This is a genomic window from Streptomyces sp. NPDC006339 (assembly GCF_040612775.1).
Lineage (GTDB): Bacteria > Actinomycetota > Actinomycetes > Streptomycetales > Streptomycetaceae > Streptomyces.
Genome location: NZ_JBEXQW010000058.1, coordinates 17,389 through 36,614, shown reverse-complemented (window position 1 = coordinate 36,614; position 19,226 = coordinate 17,389). Strand labels below are relative to the sequence as shown.

At 69.6% G+C, this 19,226-nt stretch carries 16 protein-coding genes; 5 read left to right on the top strand and 11 right to left on the bottom strand.

Annotation, left to right across the window (positions count from 1 at the left end; translation table 11 throughout):
• Window positions 1–43: 43 nt before the first annotated feature.
• The 4 genes from ABZ135_RS33255 to ABZ135_RS33240 all read right to left on the bottom strand — a co-directional run bounded on the left by ABZ135_RS33255 (window position 44) and on the right by ABZ135_RS33240 (window position 4,219).
• The gene (locus ABZ135_RS33255) at window positions 44–1,669 is read right to left on the bottom strand and encodes a cytochrome bc complex cytochrome b subunit (protein WP_356701157.1); all 1,626 of its coding nucleotides are present in this window, start codon (window positions 1,667–1,669) and stop codon (window positions 44–46) included.
• Window positions 1,666–2,718, bottom strand: a complete 1,053-nt coding sequence (locus ABZ135_RS33250; protein ID WP_356701155.1) for a Rieske 2Fe-2S domain-containing protein — start codon at window positions 2,716–2,718, stop codon at window positions 1,666–1,668. Before ABZ135_RS33250 ends, ABZ135_RS33255 begins: the two co-directional genes overlap by 4 nt.
• Window positions 2,715–3,524, bottom strand: a complete 810-nt coding sequence (locus ABZ135_RS33245) for a c-type cytochrome (protein WP_356701153.1) — start codon at window positions 3,522–3,524, stop codon at window positions 2,715–2,717. The genes ABZ135_RS33250 and ABZ135_RS33245 overlap by 4 nt, the downstream gene beginning before the upstream one ends.
• Window positions 3,525–3,598: 74 nt before the next feature.
• The gene (locus ABZ135_RS33240; RefSeq protein WP_356701151.1) at window positions 3,599–4,219 is read right to left on the bottom strand and encodes a heme-copper oxidase subunit III; all 621 of its coding nucleotides are present in this window, start codon (window positions 4,217–4,219) and stop codon (window positions 3,599–3,601) included.
• Window positions 4,220–4,406: 187 nt separating this feature from the next.
• On the opposite strand from ABZ135_RS33240, the gene ABZ135_RS33235 reads away from it, so the two are divergent.
• Complete coding sequence (locus ABZ135_RS33235; protein ID WP_356701149.1) at window positions 4,407–4,808, top strand: hypothetical protein; 402 nt, start codon at window positions 4,407–4,409, stop codon at window positions 4,806–4,808.
• A gap of 10 nt (window positions 4,809–4,818) precedes the next feature.
• On the opposite strand, the gene ABZ135_RS33230 is transcribed toward ABZ135_RS33235, so the two are convergent.
• From ABZ135_RS33230 to coxB, 4 genes are all read right to left on the bottom strand, one after another.
• On the bottom strand, window positions 4,819–6,075 hold the full coding sequence (locus ABZ135_RS33230) for an Ig-like domain-containing protein (protein WP_356701148.1): 1,257 nt from the start codon (window positions 6,073–6,075) through the stop codon (window positions 4,819–4,821).
• 116 nt (window positions 6,076–6,191) lie between these two features.
• Entirely contained in the window at window positions 6,192–6,590 is a 399-nt protein-coding gene (locus ABZ135_RS33225; RefSeq protein WP_356701146.1) for a cytochrome c oxidase subunit 4, read from the bottom strand.
• On the bottom strand, window positions 6,587–8,323 hold the full coding sequence (gene ctaD / locus ABZ135_RS33220; RefSeq protein ID WP_356701144.1) for a cytochrome c oxidase subunit I: 1,737 nt from the start codon (window positions 8,321–8,323) through the stop codon (window positions 6,587–6,589). Before ctaD ends, ABZ135_RS33225 begins: the two co-directional genes overlap by 4 nt.
• Window positions 8,320–9,285 carry a cytochrome c oxidase subunit II gene (coxB, locus tag ABZ135_RS33215; protein WP_345489086.1) on the bottom strand — a complete coding sequence of 322 codons (966 nt, stop codon included), beginning with the start codon at window positions 9,283–9,285 and terminating at the stop codon, window positions 8,320–8,322. Before coxB ends, ctaD begins: the two co-directional genes overlap by 4 nt.
• A 297-nt stretch (window positions 9,286–9,582) precedes the next feature.
• Between coxB and ABZ135_RS33210 the strand changes: the two genes are divergently transcribed.
• Window positions 9,583–10,965: an aminotransferase class V-fold PLP-dependent enzyme gene (locus ABZ135_RS33210; RefSeq protein WP_356701142.1), complete on the top strand. Its 1,383-nt coding sequence runs from the start codon at window positions 9,583–9,585 to the stop codon at window positions 10,963–10,965.
• Between the two features lie 175 nt (window positions 10,966–11,140).
• On the opposite strand, the gene ABZ135_RS33205 is transcribed toward ABZ135_RS33210, so the two are convergent.
• Window positions 11,141–12,115 (bottom strand): carbohydrate kinase family protein, encoded by a 975-nt coding sequence (locus tag ABZ135_RS33205; protein WP_356701141.1) that lies wholly within the window; start codon window positions 12,113–12,115, stop codon window positions 11,141–11,143.
• A 132-nt stretch (window positions 12,116–12,247) separates the two neighbouring features.
• Between ABZ135_RS33205 and ABZ135_RS33200 the strand changes: the two genes are divergently transcribed.
• Window positions 12,248–12,454, top strand: coding sequence for a hypothetical protein (locus ABZ135_RS33200; RefSeq protein ID WP_356701139.1), 207 nt, complete (start codon window positions 12,248–12,250; stop codon window positions 12,452–12,454).
• Window positions 12,455–12,530: 76 nt separating this feature from the next.
• Window positions 12,531–13,946: a hypothetical protein gene (locus tag ABZ135_RS33195; RefSeq protein WP_356701137.1), complete on the top strand. Its 1,416-nt coding sequence runs from the start codon at window positions 12,531–12,533 to the stop codon at window positions 13,944–13,946.
• A 94-nt stretch (window positions 13,947–14,040) separates the two neighbouring features.
• On the opposite strand, the gene ABZ135_RS33190 is transcribed toward ABZ135_RS33195, so the two are convergent.
• Complete coding sequence (locus ABZ135_RS33190; protein ID WP_019885637.1) at window positions 14,041–14,397, bottom strand: iron-sulfur cluster assembly accessory protein; 357 nt, start codon at window positions 14,395–14,397, stop codon at window positions 14,041–14,043.
• Window positions 14,398–14,634: 237 nt separating this feature from the next.
• Here ABZ135_RS33190 and nadA point away from each other — a divergent pair, with 237 nt between their 5' ends.
• Window positions 14,635–15,822, top strand: coding sequence for a quinolinate synthase NadA (gene nadA / locus ABZ135_RS33185; protein ID WP_356701135.1), 1,188 nt, complete (start codon window positions 14,635–14,637; stop codon window positions 15,820–15,822).
• 76 nt (window positions 15,823–15,898) lie between these two features.
• On the opposite strand, the gene ABZ135_RS33180 is transcribed toward nadA, so the two are convergent.
• On the bottom strand, window positions 15,899–19,057 hold the full coding sequence (locus tag ABZ135_RS33180; protein WP_356701133.1) for an efflux RND transporter permease subunit: 3,159 nt from the start codon (window positions 19,055–19,057) through the stop codon (window positions 15,899–15,901).
• Window positions 19,058–19,226: the final 169 nt, after the last annotated feature.

Genomic DNA, 19,226 nt, shown 5'->3' with positions numbered 1-19,226 from the left:
CGGGGCTCTCGCCGTGGCGACCTACATCAGGAGGTCAAGGGGATCAGTGGTGGCCGTGGCCGCTCTGGATCTCCTTGTACTCCTCGACGGTGGGCTTGGCGACCTGGTTGTCGGCGCCGTAGTAGCCCCGGTTGAGCTTGACCCGGAGCTTCTCCATGCGGCCGATCTTGCGCTCCACACCGTTCTCGTCGACGGCCGGCGGCAGCTCGGCCGGCGCGTACTGCTCGTGCGCGGTGAGCTTGTGCAGCTCGCCCTGGCTGAGCGGGGTGTGGACCTCGACGAACTCACCGTGCGGCAGGCGCTTGATGATGCCGGACTCGCGACCGTGCAGCACCTTGTCCTTGTCCCGGCGCTGGAGGCCGAGGCAGATCCGCTTGGTGACGATGAACGCGATGACCGGGCCGACGAAGAAGAAGATCCGGACGAACCACGTGATCGCGTTGATCGACAGGTGGAAGTGCGTGGCCCAGAGGTCGTTGCCACCACCGACGAGCATGATCATGTACGCGGTGATCCAGGCGACACCGAAGGCGGTGCGCGTCGGAGCGTTGCGCGGGCGCTGCGCGATGTGGTGCTCGCGCTTGTCGCCGGTGATCCAGGACTCGATGAACGGGTAGACCGCGATCGCGCCGAGCACCAGCGGGAAGATCACCAGCGGGATGAACACGCCCAGGACCAGGGTGTGGCCCCAGATGTTGATCTCCCAGCCCGGCATGACACGGATCAGACCCTCGGCGAAGCCCATGTACCAGTCGGGCTGGGCGCCGGTCGACACCTGGTCCGGACGGTACGGGCCGAGCGCCCAGATCGGGTTGATCGAGGCGATCGCCGAGATGACCGCGATGACACCGAAGACCAGGAAGAAGAAGCCTCCGGCCTTGGCCATGTACACCGGCAGCAGCGGCATGCCGACGACGTTCTTGTTCGTGCGGCCGGGGCCCTCGAAGTGCGTGTGCTTGTGGACGAACACCAGGATCAGGTGAGCGACCACCAGGCCGAGCATGATGCCCGGGAGCAGCAGCACGTGCGCCGAGTAGAACCGGGCGACGAAGTCGCCGCCGGGGAACTCCCCGCCGAACAGGAACATCGACAGGTACGTACCGACGATCGGCACGGACAGGATCGCGCCCTGCATGAAGCGGACACCGGTGCCGGAGAGCAGGTCGTCCGGGAGCGAGTAACCGGTGAAGCCGGTGAACATGCCCAGGAAGAACAGCAGGAAGCCGAACAGCCAGTTGATCTCACGCGGCTTGCGGAACGCGCCGGTGAAGAACACGCGCATCATGTGCACGAACATGCCGGCGAGGAAGATCAGCGCCGCCCAGTGGTGGATCTGCCGGATGAGCAGACCACCGCGCACCTCGAAGGAGATGTGCATGGTCGAGTTGAACGCCTCGGACATGAGCTGTCCCTGGAGCGGGACGTACGGTCCGGTGTACTCCACCTCGTTCATCGACGGGTGGAAGAACATCGTCAGATAGACGCCCGTCAGGATGATGATGAGGAAGCTGTAGAGGCAGACCTCGCCCAGCATGAAGGACCAGTGGTCCGGGAAGATCTTCCGCATGTTGGCCTTGGCCAGCGTGTAGATCCCCAGGCGGCCGTCGGCCCAGTCGGCGACCCGCTCACCGGCGGGGGCCTTCTTCTGCGTATTGGTCACAGTGCTCATCCGCGCTCCCAGAAGGCAGGGCCGACGGGCTCGTCGAAGTCGCCGAGCGCCTCCAGGAAGCCCTTGTCGTTCACGCCGATCCGCAACTGCGGGAGGGCGTGGCCGGCCGGGCCGAAGATGACGCGGGCGCCGTCGGACAGATCGAAGGTGGACTGGTGGCACGGGCAGAGCACGTGGTGCGTCTGCTGCTCGTACAGGGAGATCGGGCAGCCGACGTGGGTGCAGATCTTCGAGAAGGCGACGATGCCGTCGTGCGACCACTCGAGCTCGCGCTTGTCCTTGATGTCCTCCGGCTGGATCCGGACGATCATCAGGGCGGCCTTGGCGATCTCGGTCTGGAAGTGGTGGTCGTGCTCCGACAGGCCCTCGGGCATCGCGAAGGTCAGCGAACCGACCGCGACGTCCTCGGGACGCAGCGGCTCGTGCGTGTTCATGTTGATGAGCTGCTTGCCCTTGGCCCACATGGTGGACCGGAGCTTCTTCTCGGGCAGCGGGCCCATGTCACGGAGCAGCACGACACCGGAGAGCGGCACCATGGCCAGCGCGCCGAAGAGCGTGTTGCGGACCAGCTTGCGGCGGCCGAAGCCGGACTCGGCGGCACCGGCCGCGAAGTCCGCCATGACCTTCGCCTTGACCTCGGGCGACGCCTCGATCGGGTGACGGTCGTCGGCGACCTCGACATCGGACATGAGGGTACGGGCCCAGTGGACCGCGCCCGCGCCGATGAAGAACAGGGCCAGGCCGAGCGTCCAGCCCAGGGCGAAGTTGAGCGCGGACACCCGGCCGAAGGGCCAGATGTACACGATCTTGTCGACCGGGAAGATCACGTACGAGGCGATGAAGCCGATCGTGGCCAGCATCGACAGCGTGAACATGAAGGCGATCGCGCGCTCGGACCGCTTGGCGGCCCGCTCGTCGATGTCCTGGATGCGCGGCTTGTGGGGCGGAAGGCCCGGGTCGGCGAACGGGTCGTCGGCGACCTTCACCGCGCCGTGCGCGGTGTCCTGCTCGGTCGGCAGGTTCTCTTCTGAATTCTCTTGGGTACTCATGACTTCTTGGCCTTAGCGGTGTGGGCCGCGACCCAGATGGCAACTGCGATCAGTCCGCCCAGACCGAAGATCCACGCGAACAGACCCTCGCTGACGGGACCGAGCCCGCCCAGCTTGAGACCACCCGGGTTGTCGGCCTTCTCGCCGTTGACGGCCTGGACGTAGGCGATGATGTCCTTCTTCTGCTGCTCCGGCATCGTCGTGTCGGGGAAGGAGGGCATGTTCTGCGGGCCGGTCTGCATGGCCTCGTAGAGGTGCTTCGGGCTGACGCCTTCGAGGCTCGGGGCGTACTTGCCGTGGGTCAGCGCGCCGCCCTCACCGGTGAAGTTGTGGCACTGGGCACAGTTGGAGCGGAACAGCTCGCCGCCCTTGGCGGCGTTCGCGCCGGCAGGGTCGTACTGGCCTTCCGTCGGTGTGATCGGACCGGCACCGAGGGAGGCGATGTACGCCGCGAGCTGATCGATCTCAGCCTGCGAGTAGATGACCTTCTTCCTCGGGACCTGGGCGCCCGGCTGCTGGGCCGGCATGCGGCCCGTGCCGACCTGGAAGTCCACGGCCGCCGAGCCCACGCCGACCAGGGACGGGCCGTCAGAGGTGCCCTGACCGCCGGTTCCGTGGCAGCTTGCGCAACCGACGGAGTAGAGCTTCTTGCCCTCCTCGATGGCGAGGGACTGGGCGGTTTCATCGGCCTTGGCCGTGCCCGCGGGCGCGAACGCGGCGTACAGCCCCCCAGTTGCCGCCAGCGCGAGAAGTAGGACGACGACCGCCGCCAGCGGATGGCGTCGTCGTGCGGAGAGCTTTTTCACGGATTACCCCGGTGTCAGGATCTTCTGCGTCGATGCTTGCTGGATGAGTCGGCCCGCCCGGAGGCGGGGCCCGATTACTTGATCAAGTAGATCGTGGCGAAGAGGCCGATCCAGACGACATCGACGAAGTGCCAGTAGTAGGACACGACGATGGCGGCGGTTGCCTGCTCGTGAGTGAACCTCTTGGCGGCGTACGTCCGGCCCAGGACCAGCAGGAAGGCGATCAGACCGCCCGTCACGTGCAGGCCGTGGAAGCCGGTGGTCAGGTAGAACACCGTGCCGTACGGGTCGGACGAGAGCGAGAGGCCCTCGTGCTTGACCAGCTCGGTGTACTCGAAGACCTGGCCGCCGATGAAGATCGCGCCCATCACGAACGTGATGATGAACCACGACCGGAGCTTCTTCACATCGCCCCGCTCCGCGGCGAAGACGCCGAGCTGGCAGGTGAGGGAGGAGAGCACCAGGATCGTGGTGTTCGTCGCGGAGAACGGGAGGTTCAAGGCGTCCGCCTTTTCCGCCCAGTACTCCGCGCCCATCACGGATCGCAGGGTGAAGTACATCGCGAAGAGGGCCGCGAAGAACATCAGCTCGGAGCTCAACCAGATGATGGTTCCGACGCTGGTGAGGTTCGGTCGATTGACCGACGGGTGCGCGTGCCCTGTTTCTACTGTCGTTACTGTCGCCACGACCGACATTATGTCGGTCGCTTATCCCGCCCTCACTCCGGGGGGTGCCGTTCGGAGTGTCCGGGGTGCGTGTCCAGCCCGAACGGCCCATCGAAGCGGCCTTCCGCCACCCTTCGAACAGGTGTTGAACGGGTGTTGACGGGCTGTGGAGCGGAGTAGCATCCGCGCAACGACCGACCACCTTCACGGAGGAACGATGCAGTCGAGCGCCACGGTCCTGGTCTACAGCGACGACGCGAACACCCGCGCGCAGGTCCGCCTCGCGGCCGGCCGCAGGCCCGCCGCCGATGTTCCCCCGGTCGAGTTCGTCGAGTGCGCGACGCTGCCCGCCGTGCTGACGGCCCTGGAGCAGGGCGGCATCGACGTGTGCGTGCTCGACGGCGAGGCGGTGCCGGCCGGCGGCATGGGCGTCTGCCGGCAGATCAAGGACGAGGTCTTCCACTGCCCTCCGGTCCTGCTGCTGATCGGCCGCCCGCAGGACGCCTGGCTGGCCACCTGGAGCCGCGCGGACGCCGCGGTCACCCTCCCGGTGGAACCGGTCGAGTTCGCGGCGTCCCTGGCTGCCCTGCTGCGCTCGCGCCTGTCGATCGACGCGTAGCACCCACCCTTCAGAGAGAGGGCCTCAGGCGGGCCTTGGCGTCCTCGGTGGCCAGGGGGTTGCCCGTGTCGGCCACCAGGGCGCTGCCCTTGCGCCATTGGTCCCAGGGCAGGTTCCAGTCGCCGAAGCCGTTGCCGAAGGTGTCCATCATCTTGCCGTAGCTGTTGACGGTCTTGACGATGTCGCCGGGGCGGACGGTCTTGTAGAACCAGGCGGCGTTGCCGGTCGACATGCCGACACAGCCGTGGCTGACGTTGGCCACGCCCTGGGAGCCGACGGACCAGGGGGCGGCGTGGACGTACTCGCCGCTCCAGGTGACCCGGGTGGCGTAGTAGACCGGCAGGTCGTAGGACTCGGAGCTGCCCTCGGAGATGCCGATGCTGGTGCCCCGCATCCGGACGTAGTACTCCTTGCCGAGCACCACTTTGATCCCGTTACGGGTGGAGAAGCCCGGTTTTCCGGTGGTCACCGGAATGGTGTTGATCACTTCTCCGTTGCGGCGCACCGTCATGTAGTGGGTGCCGGCGTCGGCGACGGCCTCGATGCGGTCCCCGGTGGTGAGCCTGAGCGGCTTGGACGCGCCGCCGTAGAGCTTGTCGCCGACCTTGATGCCCGCCAGGTTGGCGGTCACGTCGATGGTCGCGCCGGTGGGCCAGTACTCCTTCGGGCGGTAGTGCAGCTTCTTGTCGTCCACCCAGTACCAGGAGCCCTCGACCGAGGGGACGGAGCGGACCTTGAGCGCCCGTTCGACGACGGCGCGGGACGCCTTGTCCTTGACCGGGAGGCTCAGGTCGGCGGTGACGGGCTGCCCGACGCCGTACTTGCCCGCCTCCGGGCCGAACGTGACGGTGAGGACCCGTTTGGCCGGTGCCGTCTCGAAGGTGAACGTACGGGCCCCTGGGGCGCCGTCCTCGTCCTCGGTGGCCACCCGGACCGTGTAGCGGGCGCCGGCCGCGAGCGCGGCCGTGGAGCGCCACTTCCGCCCGTCGGCGGTGAGTTCGCCGGCCAGGTGGTGCCCGGACTCGTCGAGGGCGGTCACGTCGGTGATCCGGCCCTCCTCGCCCTTGGCGGTGATCTCCAGCGGCTTGTCGGGGTCGGCCTTCCGCCCGCCGGCGGGCGCGTTGAAGGCGACCTGGTCCGCCGCGTCGTAGGGCCTCGCCGACAGCGGATGGTCTCCGGAGCCCGCACACGCGGTGGCGCCCGCGACGACGGTGAGGGCCATAAGAGTGCAGATCGGAACGGTCCGATTGCGCGGCGTGTCGTTCATGACCTCACGGTAAGAACTTTCCTCGCGCCCAGCGCGCCGAGCGGGGCAAACGAGGGGCCCGGCCGCTTCGTCGGACGAAGTGACCGGGCCCCTCGGGGTACTACAAGAGCGCTGCTCTACTGGTTCTGGTTCTCACCGCGGTAGAACTCGAACACCCAGCCGAAGATACCGACCAGGATCAGCGGCGTGGAGAAGTACAGCAGCCACCAGCCGATGGCGATCGCGGCGAAGGCCAGCGCACCACCGAGGGCCAGCGAGAGCGGCTGCCAGCTATGGGGGGCGAAGAAGCCCACCTCGCCGGCCTCGTCCGCGACGTCGGCCTCCTTGTCGTCCTGCGCCATGGCGTCGACCCGCTTGGCCGTGAAGGCCAGGTAGTAGCCGACCATGATGCACAGGCCGAAGGCCAGGAAGAGCGCCGTCGTACCGACCGGCTCCTTGGACCAGACGCCGTAGAGGACCGCCATGGCAAGGATGAAGACGCTCAGCCAGATGAACATCTTGCCCTGGATCTTCACTTGCCGGCCTCCTTGCCGCCGCTGAGGGCCGCCACCTCGTGAGGCTTGTTCTCGAGCTGGTCGAGAGCCGCGATCTCAGGGTGGTGCAGGTCGAACGCCGGGGATTCGGAACGGATCCGCGGCAGGGTGAGGAAGTTGTGCCGCGGCGGCGGGCAGGACGTCGCCCATTCGAGCGAACGGCCGTAGCCCCACGGGTCGTCGACCTCGATCTTCTTGCCGTACTTGGCGGTCTTCCAGATGTTGTAGAAGAACGGCAGGATCGACAGACCGAGCACGAAGGACGAGATCGTCGAGATCGTGTTCAGGGCGGTGAAGCCGTCGGCGTCCAGGTAGTCCGCGTAACGACGCGGCATGCCCTCTGCGCCCAGCCAGTGCTGCACCAGGAACGTGCCGTGGAAGCCCACGAACAGCGTCCAGAAGGTGATCTTGCCGAGGCGCTCGTCCAGCATCTTTCCGGTGAACTTCGGCCACCAGAAGTGGAAGCCGGAGAACATCGCGAAGACCACGGTGCCGAAGACGACGTAGTGGAAGTGCGCCACCACGAAGTACGAGTCGGAGATGTGGAAGTCCATCGGGGGCGAGGCCAGGATGACGCCGGTCAGACCACCGAAGGTGAAGGTGATCAGGAAGCCGACGGCCCAGAGCATCGGGGTCTCGAAGGACAGCGAGCCCTTCCACATCGTTCCGATCCAGTTGAAGAACTTCACGCCGGTCGGTACGGCGATGAGGAACGTCATGAAGGAGAAGAACGGGAGGAGCACGCCACCGGTGACGTACATGTGGTGCGCCCACACGGTCACGGACAGACCGGCGATCGCGATGGTCGCGGCCACCAGACCGATGTAGCCGAACATCGGCTTACGGCTGAAGACCGGGATGACCTCGGAGATGATGCCGAAGAACGGCAGGGCGATGATGTACACCTCGGGGTGTCCGAAGAACCAGAAGAGGTGCTGCCACAGCAGGGCACCGCCGTTGGCCGCGTCGAAGACGTGGGCACCGAACTTGCGGTCCGCCTCCAGGGCGAACAGCGCGGCGGCCAGGACCGGGAAGGCGAGCAGGACCAGGACACCGGTCAGCAGCACGTTCCAGGTGAAGATCGGCATGCGGAACATCGTCATGCCGGGAGCGCGCATGCAGATGATCGTGGTGATGAAGTTGACCGAGCCGAGGATCGTGCCGAAGCCGGAGAAGGCCAGACCCATGATCCACAGGTCGGCGCCGACACCCGGCGAGCGGACCGCGTCCGACAGCGGGGCGTAGGCGAACCAGCCGAAGTCGGCCGCACCCTGCGGGGTGAGGAAGCCGGCCACCGCGATGAGCGAGCCGAACAGGTACAGCCAGTAGGCGAACATGTTCAGTCGCGGGAACGCGACGTCGGGGGCGCCGATCTGGAGCGGCATGATCCAGTTCGCGAAACCGGCGAACAGCGGCGTCGCGAACATCAGCAGCATGATCGTGCCGTGCATCGTGAACGCCTGGTTGAACTGCTCGTTCGACATGATCTGCGTGCCCGGACGGGCCAGCTCGGCGCGCATGAAGAGCGCCATCAGGCCGCCGATGCAGAAGAAGGCGAACGACGTGACCAGGTACATCGTACCGATGGTCTTGTGGTCGGTGGTGGTCAGCCACTTCACCACGACGTTGCCGGGCTGCTTGCGGCGTACCGGGAGCTCGTTCTCGTACGAGTCCTCAGCCGCGGCCGCACCCTGGGGTTCGTTGAGGATGCTCACAGTTGCTTCTTCTCCGCATTCCTGGCCGGGTCCGTCTGCGCAATGCCCGACGGGATGTAGCCGGTCTGCCCCTTCTCCGCCAGCTCCTTCAGGTGCTGCTGGTAGCGCTCCGGGGAGACCACCTTGACGTTGAAGAGCATCCGGGAGTGGTCGACACCGCACAGCTCGGCGCACTTGCCGAGGAAGGTGCCCTCCTGGGTCGGGGTGACCTCGAAGGCGTTCGGGTGACCGGGGATGACGTCCTGCTTCATCAGGAAGGGGACCACCCAGAACGAGTGGATGACGTCACGGGAGGTCAGGACGAACCGGACCTTCTCCCCCTTGGGCAGCCACAGGGTCGGACCCGGGTTGCCGGTCTGCGGGTTCCGCGTGCCGGGGATGCCGTAGTCGTAGACGCCGCCGGCGTTGTCCGGCAGCGCGTTCTTGTACCGGTCCGGAAGCGTCGCGAGGTTCTTGTCCGTCTTCGCGTCGCCGGTCACACCGGGCACGTTCTCGATGTAGTTGAAGCCCCAGCTCCACTGGTAGCCGACCACGTTGATGGTGTGGGCGGGCTTGGCGGAGAGAGCGAGGAGCTTGGACTCGTCACGCGCGGTGAAGTAGAAGAGCACCGAGACGATGATGAGCGGGGTCACCGTGTACAGCGCCTCGATGGGCATGTTGTACCGGGTCTGCGGAGGTACCTCGACCTTGGTGCGGCTGCGCCGGTGGAAGATGGTCGCCCACAGGATCAGGCCCCACACCAGGACGCCGGTGGCGAGCGCAGCCGCCCACGAGCCCTGCCAGAGGGAGAGGATCCGCGGAGCCTCTTCCGTCACCGGGGTGGGCATGCCCAGGCGGGGGAAGTCTTCCCAGTTGTACGAGCAGCCGGTGGCTGTCGCCAGGATCAGGCCCGCAGTCAGCACCTGCGGCAGCTTCCGCCGCATCGGGCGCCGCGACGAGCGGTCGGAGCCGTTGGGACTCACGTAGCGCCTTCCCGAGAGTCTCGGCCCGCGTTGGTCGGCCACGGCCGTCCGTCTCGCTGGTCGGTCGCCGCCCCGGCCGCGGGCAGGGGTTTGGATGTTTATGCGGACCAAACCCTACTGGACGCTATTTGGGGTCGCGCGGGGAGGGTGCCCAACGCGCCGTCCGACTCCCCGAAGGGGTGGACTCCCGGCTTCCGCGGCGGGGCCTCCGGGGCCGTACGGCGGCGCACCGGGGGCGGACCGGCGGCGCGCGGGCCTTCTGACGGCGGATCATCCCGGCGGGGTTAGCGTGGGCGGATGCCGTACTTCGACGCCGCCTCCGCGGCCCCGCTGCACCCCGTCGCCCGTCAGGCGCTGCTCGCCGCCCTGGACGAGGGCTGGGCCGACCCGGCCCGGCTCTACCGGGAGGGGCGGCGGGCCCGGATGCTGCTGGACGCGGCGCGGGAGGCGGCGGCGGAGGCGGTGGGGTGCCGCCCGGACGAGCTGGTGTTCACTCCTTCGGGGACGCGCGCGGTTCACGCCGGGATCTCCGGAGCCCTCGCGGGCCGTCGGCGTGTCGGGGACCGGCTCGTGGTGTCGGCGGTCGAACACTCCTCCGTGCTGCTCGCGGGCGAGGCGCACACGGCGGCCGGCGGGTCGGTGACCGAGGTGCCGGTGGGGCGGTCCGGCGCGGTGGACCCGGAGGTCTTCGCGGGTGCGCTGGACTCCCGTACGGCGCTCGCCTGTCTGCAGTCCGCCAACCACGAGGTCGGGACCGAGCAGCCGGTGGCCGAGGTGGCGGAGGCGTGCCGGGCGGCCGGGGTGCCGCTGCTCGTGGACGCGGCGCAGTCCCTGGGCTGGGGCCCGGTGCCGGAGGGCTGGTCGCTGCTGGCGGCGAGCGCGCACAAGTGGGGCGGGCCGGCGGGGGTCGGGCTGCTCGCGGTGCGCAAGGGTGTCCGGTTCGCGCCGCGGGGTCCGGCGGACGAGCGGGAGGCGGGGCGGGCACCCGGTTTCGAGAACCTGCCGGCGATCGTGGCGGCGGCGGCCTCGCTGCGGGCGGTGCGGGCGGAGGCGGCGGCCGAGGCGGCGCGGCTGCGGGGTCTGGTGGACCGGATCCGGGCGCGGGTGCCGGAGCTGGTGCCGGACGTGGAGGTGGTGGGCGATCCGGTGCGCCGGCTCCCCCATCTCGTCACCTTCTCCTGTCTCTATGTCGACGGGGAGACGCTGCTGCACGAGCTGGACCGGGAGGGTTTCTCCGTTTCGTCCGGTTCGTCGTGCACGAGTTCGACGCTGACGCCCAGCCATGTGCTGCGCGCCATGGGGGTGCTGAGCGAGGGGAACGTCCGGGTGTCGCTGCCGGCCGGTACGGCGGAGGAGGACGTGGACCGCTTCCTGGAGGTGCTGCCGGGTCTGGTCGGGTCCGTACGGGACCGGCTCGGCGCCCCGGAGCCGGCGGCGGCGCCCGGCGCTGCGGAGACGCTGGTGGTGGACTCGCTCGGGAAGCGCTGCCCGATCCCGGTGATCGAGCTGGCCAAGGTGATCGGCCGGGTGCCGGTGGGCGGCACGGTGACCGTGCTCTCCGACGACGAGGCCGCCCGCCTGGACATCCCGGCCTGGTGCGAGATGCGGGGCCAGGAGTACGTGGGCGAGGAGCCGTCCCCGAAGGGCGGCACGGCCTACGTGGTGCGCCGCGTGACGTGACCCGCCGGCAAGGGCGCCGCTCTCGTGGTGCGGGCGGGCACAGGGGCGGAGGCGCCCGCGAAGGGCGCCGTCCCGTGTGCCCACCCGTCCCTCCCCCTAGGGCTTCGCCCTGGGGGGACCCCCAGCGGGACGACTGCCCGCACGGGCGGGGCGGGGGCGGGGTGGAACCCCTCCGTCAGGCGAGGTGCGCCTGGACCTCGGCGGCGGCCTCGTCGCCGTACGCCTTGGCGAAGCGCTCCATGAAGTTGGTGCGGCGCAGCGTGTACTCCTGGGTGCCGAGGGTCTCGATCACCAGGGTGGCGAGCATGCAGCCGACCTGGGCGGCGCGCTCCAGGCCGACGCCCCAGGACAGGCCGGTCAGGAAGCCGGCCCGGAAGGCGTCGCCGACGCCGGTGGGGTCGACCTTGGCCTCCTCCTCCGGGCAGCCGACCTCGATCGGGTCCTCGCCGACGCGCTCGATGCGCACGCCGCGCGAGCCGAGGGTGGTGACGCGGTGGCCGACGCGCTCCAGGATCTCCTGCTCGGTCCAGCCGGTCTTGGACTCGATGAGGCCCTTCTCGTACTCGTTGGAGAAGAGGTAGGTGGCCCCGTCGAGGAGGGTGCGGATCTCGTCGCCGTTCATGCGGGCGATCTGCTGCGAGAAGTCGGCGGCGAAGGGGATCGCGCGGGCGCGGCACTCCTCGGTGTGGCGGAGCATCGCCTCCGGGTCGTCGGCGCCGATGAGGACCAGGTCCAGGCCGCCCACGCGGTCGGCGACGGCCTTGAGCTCGATGAGGCGGGCCTCGCTCATGGCGCCGGTGTAGAAGGAGCCGATCTGGTTGTGGTCCTTGTCCGTGGTGCACACGAAGCGGGCGGTGTGCAGGACCTCGGAGATCCGGACCGAGGCGGTGTCGACGCCGTGCCGGTCCAGCCAGGCGCGGTACTCGTCGAAGTCGTAGCCGGCCGCGCCCACGAGGATCGGGTTGCCACCGAGCTGGCCCATGCCGAAGCAGATGTTCGGGCCGACGCCACCCCGCCGGATGTCGAGGTTGTCGACGAGGAAGGAGAGCGAGACCGTGTGGAGCTGGTCCGCCACGAGCTGGTCGGCGAACCGGCCCGGGAAGGTCATGAGGTGGTCGGTGGCGATGGAGCCGGTGACTGCGATACGCACGGCTGGGACGCTCCTGCGGGGAGGACGGTAATGACAGTTCACGCTACCGGGTGCGCACGCCGAAGCCGAACAGCGGAAACTACCCCAGAGTAGGTCTTTTCCGCGGAGCCCGGCCGTGCGTACCGTGCCGCCATGACCCCGTACCCCGCTCCTCGTGAGCCCCAGGAGTCCGACTTCAGCCTCGCCGAGCTGTGCGGCGACGGTGCGCGGATGGCCCCGCACTGGGTGACGCCGTCCGCTCCCGAGGCCGCTCCGGTCTCCCCCGCGCTGATCCACGGCGTGGACGTCCCGGCCGACTCGGCCCGGCTGATCGCCGCCACCTCCGAGTACGGAATCTGAGGGTCCGGTCCGGCGCCGCCCGGAACCGATCGGGCGTCGCTCCCGTCCCAGGGGTGTCCTTGGGAAGGAGCGTGTGGTGAGCAGTACGGAGATCCGACCGGAGGTCCGGCCGAGGAGGCGCGGTCCGCTGTTCGTCGCCTCGGTGGCGGCGGGCGTCGTCCTCGTGAGCGGCGGGGGCGTCTACTACGCCGCCACGGCGTCCGACGGGAGCGGTGAGGCGGTACGCGAGGCCCCGGCGGCGCGGGACGCGGCCAGGGGCGGCGACGGTCCGGGGATCGCCCCGGGCGAGCCCGACCCCGGCGGTGGCGACGGCACCGTCTACCAGGCCAAGGGACCCCTCCCCCAGGGGCCCTCCTCGGCCGCTGTCCACCGGCCCGAGGGCCGGGTCACCTCGGCGGAGGTGGCCCGGCTGGGGCAGGCGCTCGGCGTCCCGGGCACGCCGCGGCTCGTGGGCGAGGTGTGGCAGCTCGCCCCGGAGAAGGACGGCTCGGGCCTGCGCCTGGACGTCTCGGCGAAGGCGCCGGGGAGCTGGAGCCTCAGCCGCCAGGACGGCGGGCCGATCGGCGACACGTGCCTGAAGGGCAAGGCGTGCCCGCCACCGGGCGAGGCGAAGCCGCCGGCCGGCGGGGGTTCGCCGGTGAGCGAGGCCGCGGCGAAGGCGGCCGTGGCGCCGGTGCTCAAGGCGATCGGCCAGGACGACGCGAAGCTGGACGCGCGCCAGGTGATGAACGGCTCGGTGCGGGTGGTGAACGCCGACCCGGTGGTGGGCGGCCTGCCCACGTACGGCTGGTCGACCGGCCTGCACGTCGGGCCGGACGGCTCCGTCGTGGCCGGCAGCGGCCGTCTGAAGGAGCCGGTGAAGAGCGCGCCGCAGCCGGTGATCGGGGCGCGGCAGGCCCTCGACGCGCTGAACGCGGACGCGAAGGGATCCGGCTCGGTCGGGATCGGTGGCTGTGCGACGGCTCCGCCCGCGGACGTCATGAGCGAGTCGGCCGGGCTGCCGCAGGCGCCCTGCGAGTCCTCCGGCGAGGCCGCCTCGCCGAAGGTGGTGGAGGTCACGGGCGCCGTCTTCGGGCTCGCGGCCCAGGACGTGAAGGGCGAGCAGGCGCTCGTACCGGCCTGGCTGTTCCAGGCGCGGGAGAAGCCGGGCGCGAAGCCGTTCACGGTGGTGCGGTCGGCGGTGGCCCAGGAGTCCCCGGCGCCGCCGGAGGAGTCGAAGGAGCCGGTGCGCCGGATCGACTCGTACCGGACGGAGACCGACGGGCGGAAGCTGTCGGTGACGTTCTGGGGCGGGGTGTGCAGCACGTACACGGTGACCGCTCAGGAGACCCCGGAGAAGGTGCTGGTCCGGGTCGACGAGAAGCCGACCGAGCCGGGCAGGGCCTGCATCATGGTCGCCGTCGAGGTGACGAAGACGGTGACGCTCCAGGAGCCGCTGGGTGACCGGCGGGTCGTGGACCGGGCGAGCGGGCAGGCGGTCCCGCGGAAGTAGCGCGGACGGACCGGCCCGACGCGCGCGAGGGCGGCACCCGGGACTCCGGGTGCCGCCCTCGCGCGTGCCCACGGCCTCGTCGAGGCCGGCCGGCTTAGCTGAAGCTGTCGCCGCAGGCGCAGGAGCCCGTGGCATTCGGGTTGTCGATGGTGAAGCCCTGCTTCTCGATGGTGTCGACGAAGTCGATCGAGGCGCCGCCCAGGTAGGGAGCGCTCATGCGGTCGGTGACGACCTTGACGCCGCCGAAGTCCTTGACGACGTCGCCGTCGAGCGAACGCTCGTCGAAGAAGAGCTGGTAACGCAGGCCGGAGCAGCCACCGGGCTGAACGGCGACGCGCAGGGCCAGGTCGTCACGGCCTTCCTGGTCGAGCAGGGCCTTGACCTTCGCCGCGGCGGCGTCGGACAGGAGGATGCCGTCGCTGACAGTGGTCTTCTCGTCCGATACGGACATCTGCTTCTCTCCCGGGTTGGTACGGAGACTGCTTGCCGACGGTTGCAACCGGCGGGGCCGCGGATTCATTCCGGGCCGAGGCGTGTCTTTCCCTTTCATGCTCGCACACCGTGTCCAGCGACGCGGAAGGCGAATTCGTCACATCGACACTATGGACATCGTCAAAGTGACGTGAACCGGTTATGATAGATAGCGTCATTTCGACGAAAAGGTTTTTCGAGGCTCACCGCAGAAAGGGTGCGTGACGTGACCACCGCCCAGCCCCTGGACGTCCAGCCGACGCCGCTCGCCCTTCTCCTGCTCGGCCGCGAGGCCGACCCCAAGAGCGAGCGCGGCGTGGAGTGCCCCGGCGACCTTCCGTCGCCGTCCGACCCCGACCTGGTGGAGCGCGCCCGCGCGGCCAAGGAGAAGCTCGGGGACAAGGTCTTCGTCCTCGGGCACCACTACCAGCGCGACGAGGTCATCCAGTTCGCGGACGTCACCGGCGACTCGTTCAAGCTCGCCCGCGACGCCGCCGCCAAGCCGGAGGCCGAGTACATCGTCTTCTGCGGCGTGCACTTCATGGCCGAGTCGGCGGACATCCTGACCGGCGACGACCAGAAGGTCGTCCTGCCGGACCTGGCCGCCGGCTGCTCGATGGCCGACATGGCCACGGCCGAGCAGGTCGCCGAGTGCTGGGACGTGCTGACCGAGGCCGGCGTCGCCGAGCAGGTCGTGCCCGTCTCGTACATGAACTCCTCCGCCGACATCAAGGCATTCACCGGCAAGCACGGCGGCACCATCTGCACCTCGTCCAACGCGAAGAAGGCCCTGGACTGGGCCTTCGAGCAGGGCGAGAAGGTGCTCTTCCTGCCGGACCAGCACCTGGGCCGCAACACCGCCGTCCGCGACATGGGCATGTCCCTGGACGACTGCGTGGTCTACAACCCGCACAAGCCGAACGGCGGCCTGACCACCGAGGAGCTGCGGGCCGCGAAGATGATCCTGTGGCGGGGGCACTGCTCGGTGCACGGCCGCTTCTCGCTGGACTCGGTCAACGACGTGCGCGAGCGGATCCCGGGCGTCAACGTGCTCGTCCACCCCGAGTGCAAGCACGAGGTCGTCGCCGCGGCCGACTACGTGGGCTCGACGGAGTACATCATCAAGACCCTGGAGGCGGCCCCGGCCGGCTCGAAGTGGGCGATCGGCACCGAGCTGAACCTGGTCCGCCGCCTGGCGAACCGGTTCGCCGACGAGGGCAAGGAGATCGTCTTCCTCGACAAGACGGTCTGCTTCTGCTCGACCATGAACCGGATCGACCTGCCGCACCTGGTGTGGACGCTGGAGTCGCTGGCCGAGGGCAACCTGGTCAACCAGATCCAGGTGGACCGGGAGACCGAGTCCTTCGCCAAGCTGGCGCTCGAGCGGATGCTGGCGCTGCCGTAACGATTCCTCGGTACGGACACGGAAGGGGCGCCCCGCGGACTCGCGGGGCGCCCCTTCGCCGTTCACCGGTCCCGGATCAGAGATCCAGCGCGTCCAGCAGCGTCGCGTCCGCCGGGGTGACGTCCGGCTGCTGCGGGTTGTCGTCCCCGTCGCCCTTCTTCCTGGACTTCGCCGCCCGCTTCGCCGCCTTCTTCTTCGCGCGGCGCTCCTTGCGGAGCTCCACCATCGCGTACAGCGTCGGCACGAGCAGCAGGGTCAGCAGCGTCGACGTGATCAGACCGCCGATCACCACCACGGCCAGCGGCTGCGCGATGAAGCCGCCCTCGCCGGTGACGCCGAGCGCCATCGGCAGCAGCGCGAAGATCGTCGCCAGGGCCGTCATGAGGATCGGGCGCAGCCGGTGCCGGCCGCCCTCGACCACCGCTTCGACCACGCCCAGGCCCTGTGCCCGGTACTGGTTGATCAGGTCGATCAGGACGATCGCGTTGGTCACCACGATGCCGATCAGCATCAGCATGCCGATCATCGCGGGGACGCCCATCGCCGTGTCCGTCGCCACGAGCAGGCCGATCGCGCCGGTCGCCGCGAACGGGATGGAGACCAGCAGGATCAGCGGCTGGACGAGCGACCGGAAGGTCGCGACCAGGAGCATGAAGACGATCGCCACGGCCGCCAGCATCGCCAGCGCCATGCTGCTCGCCGCCTCGGCCTGGTCCTCGGAGACACCGCCGATCGTGGCCGTGGCGCCGTCCGGCAGGTCCAGGTCGTTGAGCTTGGTCTGGAGCGCGGCGCTCACCGCGCCCGTGTTGTCGGTGGTCGGCTTGGCCGTGATCGTCGCCGCGCGGGCGCCGTCGATCCGGGTCAGGGAGACCGGGCCGGGCACCAGCTCGACGGCGGCCACGTCGCCCAGCTTCACCGGGCCGAGCGGCAGCGCCTTCAGCTCGGCCAGCGTGGTCGCGGGCTTGGCCGAGGTGATCAGGACGTCCCGCTCGGTGTCGTCCAGGACCGCCTTGGCGGCCGGGGTGCCGCGCACCGCCTGGGAGACGATCATGCCGAGGGTGGTGGCGTCGAAGCCCGCGTCCGCCGCCCGGTCGTTCGGCCGCACCGAGATCCGGGGCACCGACTGCGACAGGTCGCTCCGCACGTCGGTGACGTCCTTCAGCTCCGCGACCGCCTTCGTGACCTGCTCGGACGCCTTCTTCAGGACCTCCGGGTCACCGGCCTTGACGACCACGCTCAGGTCCTGGTTGCCGAAGCCGTCCCCGGCCGCGATGGAGGTGTCGCCGATGCCGTCCAACGTGCCGAGCCCCGCGTCGATGGCGTCGCGGGTCTTCTCGTACGAGGCGGAGTCCTCCAGGGTCACCTGGAAGGACGCCTGGTTGGCGCCGGTGCCGCCGCCGAAGGCCGCCATGAAGCCGGAGGAGCCGACGGTCACCTGGTAGTCCTTGACGCCCTCGGCGTCGGCGAGGACCTTCTCGACCTTCTTCGCGGCCTCGTCGGACGCGGCCAGGCTGGTGCCGGGCGCCAGCTTCTGCTTGACGGTGAGGACCCGCTGCTCGCCCTGGTCGAAGAAGTTGGTCTTCAGCAGCGGCGCCATGCCGAAGGTGCCGACGAGCACCACCAGGGCGATGGCCACGCTGGTGAGACGGCGACGGGTCGCGAACCGCAGCACCGGCACGTACACGCGCTGCAGCCGGCTCCGGCTCTCCTTCTCCTCGGCCAGCCTGCGGGCCTCCTCCGGGTCCTCGGAGGTGCCCTTGGGGGCGCGCAGGAACCAGTACGAGAGGACCGGGACCACCGTCAGCGAGACCAGCAGCGACGCGAGGAGCGCGGCGGTGACGGTCAGCGAGAAGGAGCCGAAGAGCTCGCCGATCATGCCGCCGACCAGGCCGATCGGCAGGAAGACGGCGACGGTGGTGAGCGTCGAGGAGGTGACCGCGCCGGCCACCTCCCGGACCGCGGTGAGGATGGCGGCCTGCCGCTCCTCGCCGTAGCCCAGGTGCCGCTTGATGTTCTCCAGGACCACGATCGAGTCGTCGACGACCCGGCCGATCGCGATCGTCAGCGCGCCGAGGGTCAGCACGTTCAGGGACAGGTCGCGGGTCCACAGCACGATCAGGGCGAGGACCACCGACAGCGGGATGGACACCGCCGTGACCAGGGTGGAGCGCAGCGAGGCGAGGAAGACCAGGATGACGAGGACGGCCATGACGAGGCCGAGCGCGCCCTCGGTGGTGAGGCCGGAGATCGACTTGGCGACGGCCGGGCCCTGGTCGGAGACGACGGTCAGCTCGGCGCCGGCGCCGAGGTCCCGGCGCAGCTCCGGCAGCTTGTCCCGGACGGCGTCGGAGATGGCGACGGCGCTGCCGTCCTTGTCCATGGTGGCCATGACGGCGAGGCTGGGCCGGCCGTTGGTACGGGTCAGGGAGTCCCGGCTCGACTCCTCCTGCTTCACGGTGGCGACGTCGCCGAGGCGGACCGCCCTGCCCTTCTCGGGCTTGATGCGCAGGTCCTCGATCTGCTGGAGCGAGGTGTAGCCGCCGCCGACCTGGACGGTGCGGCTCTTGCCGTCCTCGGAGAACGCGCCGGCGGGCAGGGTGCCGCCGCCGTTCCTGAGGGCCTCGGCGAGCTTCATGGGGGTCAGGCCGGCCGCGGCGAGCCTGCGGTCGTCGGGCGTGACCGAGACCTGGAGGTCCTGCACGCCGTCGACGGTGACCTGGGCGACGCCGTCGATGTCCTCCAGGGCCGGGACGACGGTCCGCTCCAGCAGGTCCGCCAGGGCCTGCTGGTCCCTGTCGGAGGTGGCGGCGAGGACGACGGTGGGGATGTCGTCGGTGGAGCCGGCGACGACCTGCGGGTCGACCGTGTCGGGCAGCGTGGCCCGGGCCCGGTTGACCGCCTGCTGGACGTCGGCGACGAGCTGCTCGGTCCCCTCGTCCCCGTAGTCGAAGCTCGCCATGATGACGGCGCTGCCCTCGGAGGCGGTCGACGTGATGCCCTCGATGCCGTCGACGGCCTTGAGGTTGTTCTCCAGCGGCTGGACGACCTGCTTCTCGACCACGTCGGGCGAGGCGCCCTGGTACGGGGCGATGATCGAGACCATCGGAAGCTCGATCGACGGGAAGAGCTGCTGCTTGAGCTGCGGTATCGCGATCGCTCCGAAGAGGAGCGCGACGAGGGACATCAGCCCGATCAGGGCCCGTTGCGCGAGGCTGAATCTGGACAGCCAGGACATGGGGACTCGTTTCTGTGGCGTACTCGGCAGGCGGGCGACCGGGCGGGCGCGAAGAGCCCCTGAGGGTGCCCGCCTTCACGATCAGCCATGGAGGCGGCCGGTTCCTCGGCCCCCGGACCCAATTCCTTATGCCGCGCATACCGCGTCTGGAGTACGCCGGGCCCCCGCC

Coding starts and splice junctions, on each gene's coding strand:
- ABZ135_RS33255 (WP_356701157.1), bottom strand. CDS start 1,669: ATGAGCACTGTGACCAATACGCAGAAGAAGGCCCCCGCCGGTGAGCGG.
- ABZ135_RS33250 (WP_356701155.1), bottom strand. CDS start 2,718: ATGAGTACCCAAGAGAATTCAGAAGAGAACCTGCCGACCGAGCAGGAC.
- ABZ135_RS33240 (WP_356701151.1), bottom strand. CDS start 4,219: ATGTCGGTCGTGGCGACAGTAACGACAGTAGAAACAGGGCACGCGCAC.
- ABZ135_RS33235 (WP_356701149.1), top strand. CDS start 4,407: ATGCAGTCGAGCGCCACGGTCCTGGTCTACAGCGACGACGCGAACACC.
- ABZ135_RS33230 (WP_356701148.1), bottom strand. CDS start 6,075: ATGAACGACACGCCGCGCAATCGGACCGTTCCGATCTGCACTCTTATG.
- ABZ135_RS33210 (WP_356701142.1), top strand. CDS start 9,583: ATGCCGTACTTCGACGCCGCCTCCGCGGCCCCGCTGCACCCCGTCGCC.
- ABZ135_RS33200 (WP_356701139.1), top strand. CDS start 12,248: ATGACCCCGTACCCCGCTCCTCGTGAGCCCCAGGAGTCCGACTTCAGC.
- ABZ135_RS33190 (WP_019885637.1), bottom strand. CDS start 14,397: ATGTCCGTATCGGACGAGAAGACCACTGTCAGCGACGGCATCCTCCTG.
- ABZ135_RS33180 (WP_356701133.1), bottom strand. CDS start 19,057: ATGTCCTGGCTGTCCAGATTCAGCCTCGCGCAACGGGCCCTGATCGGG.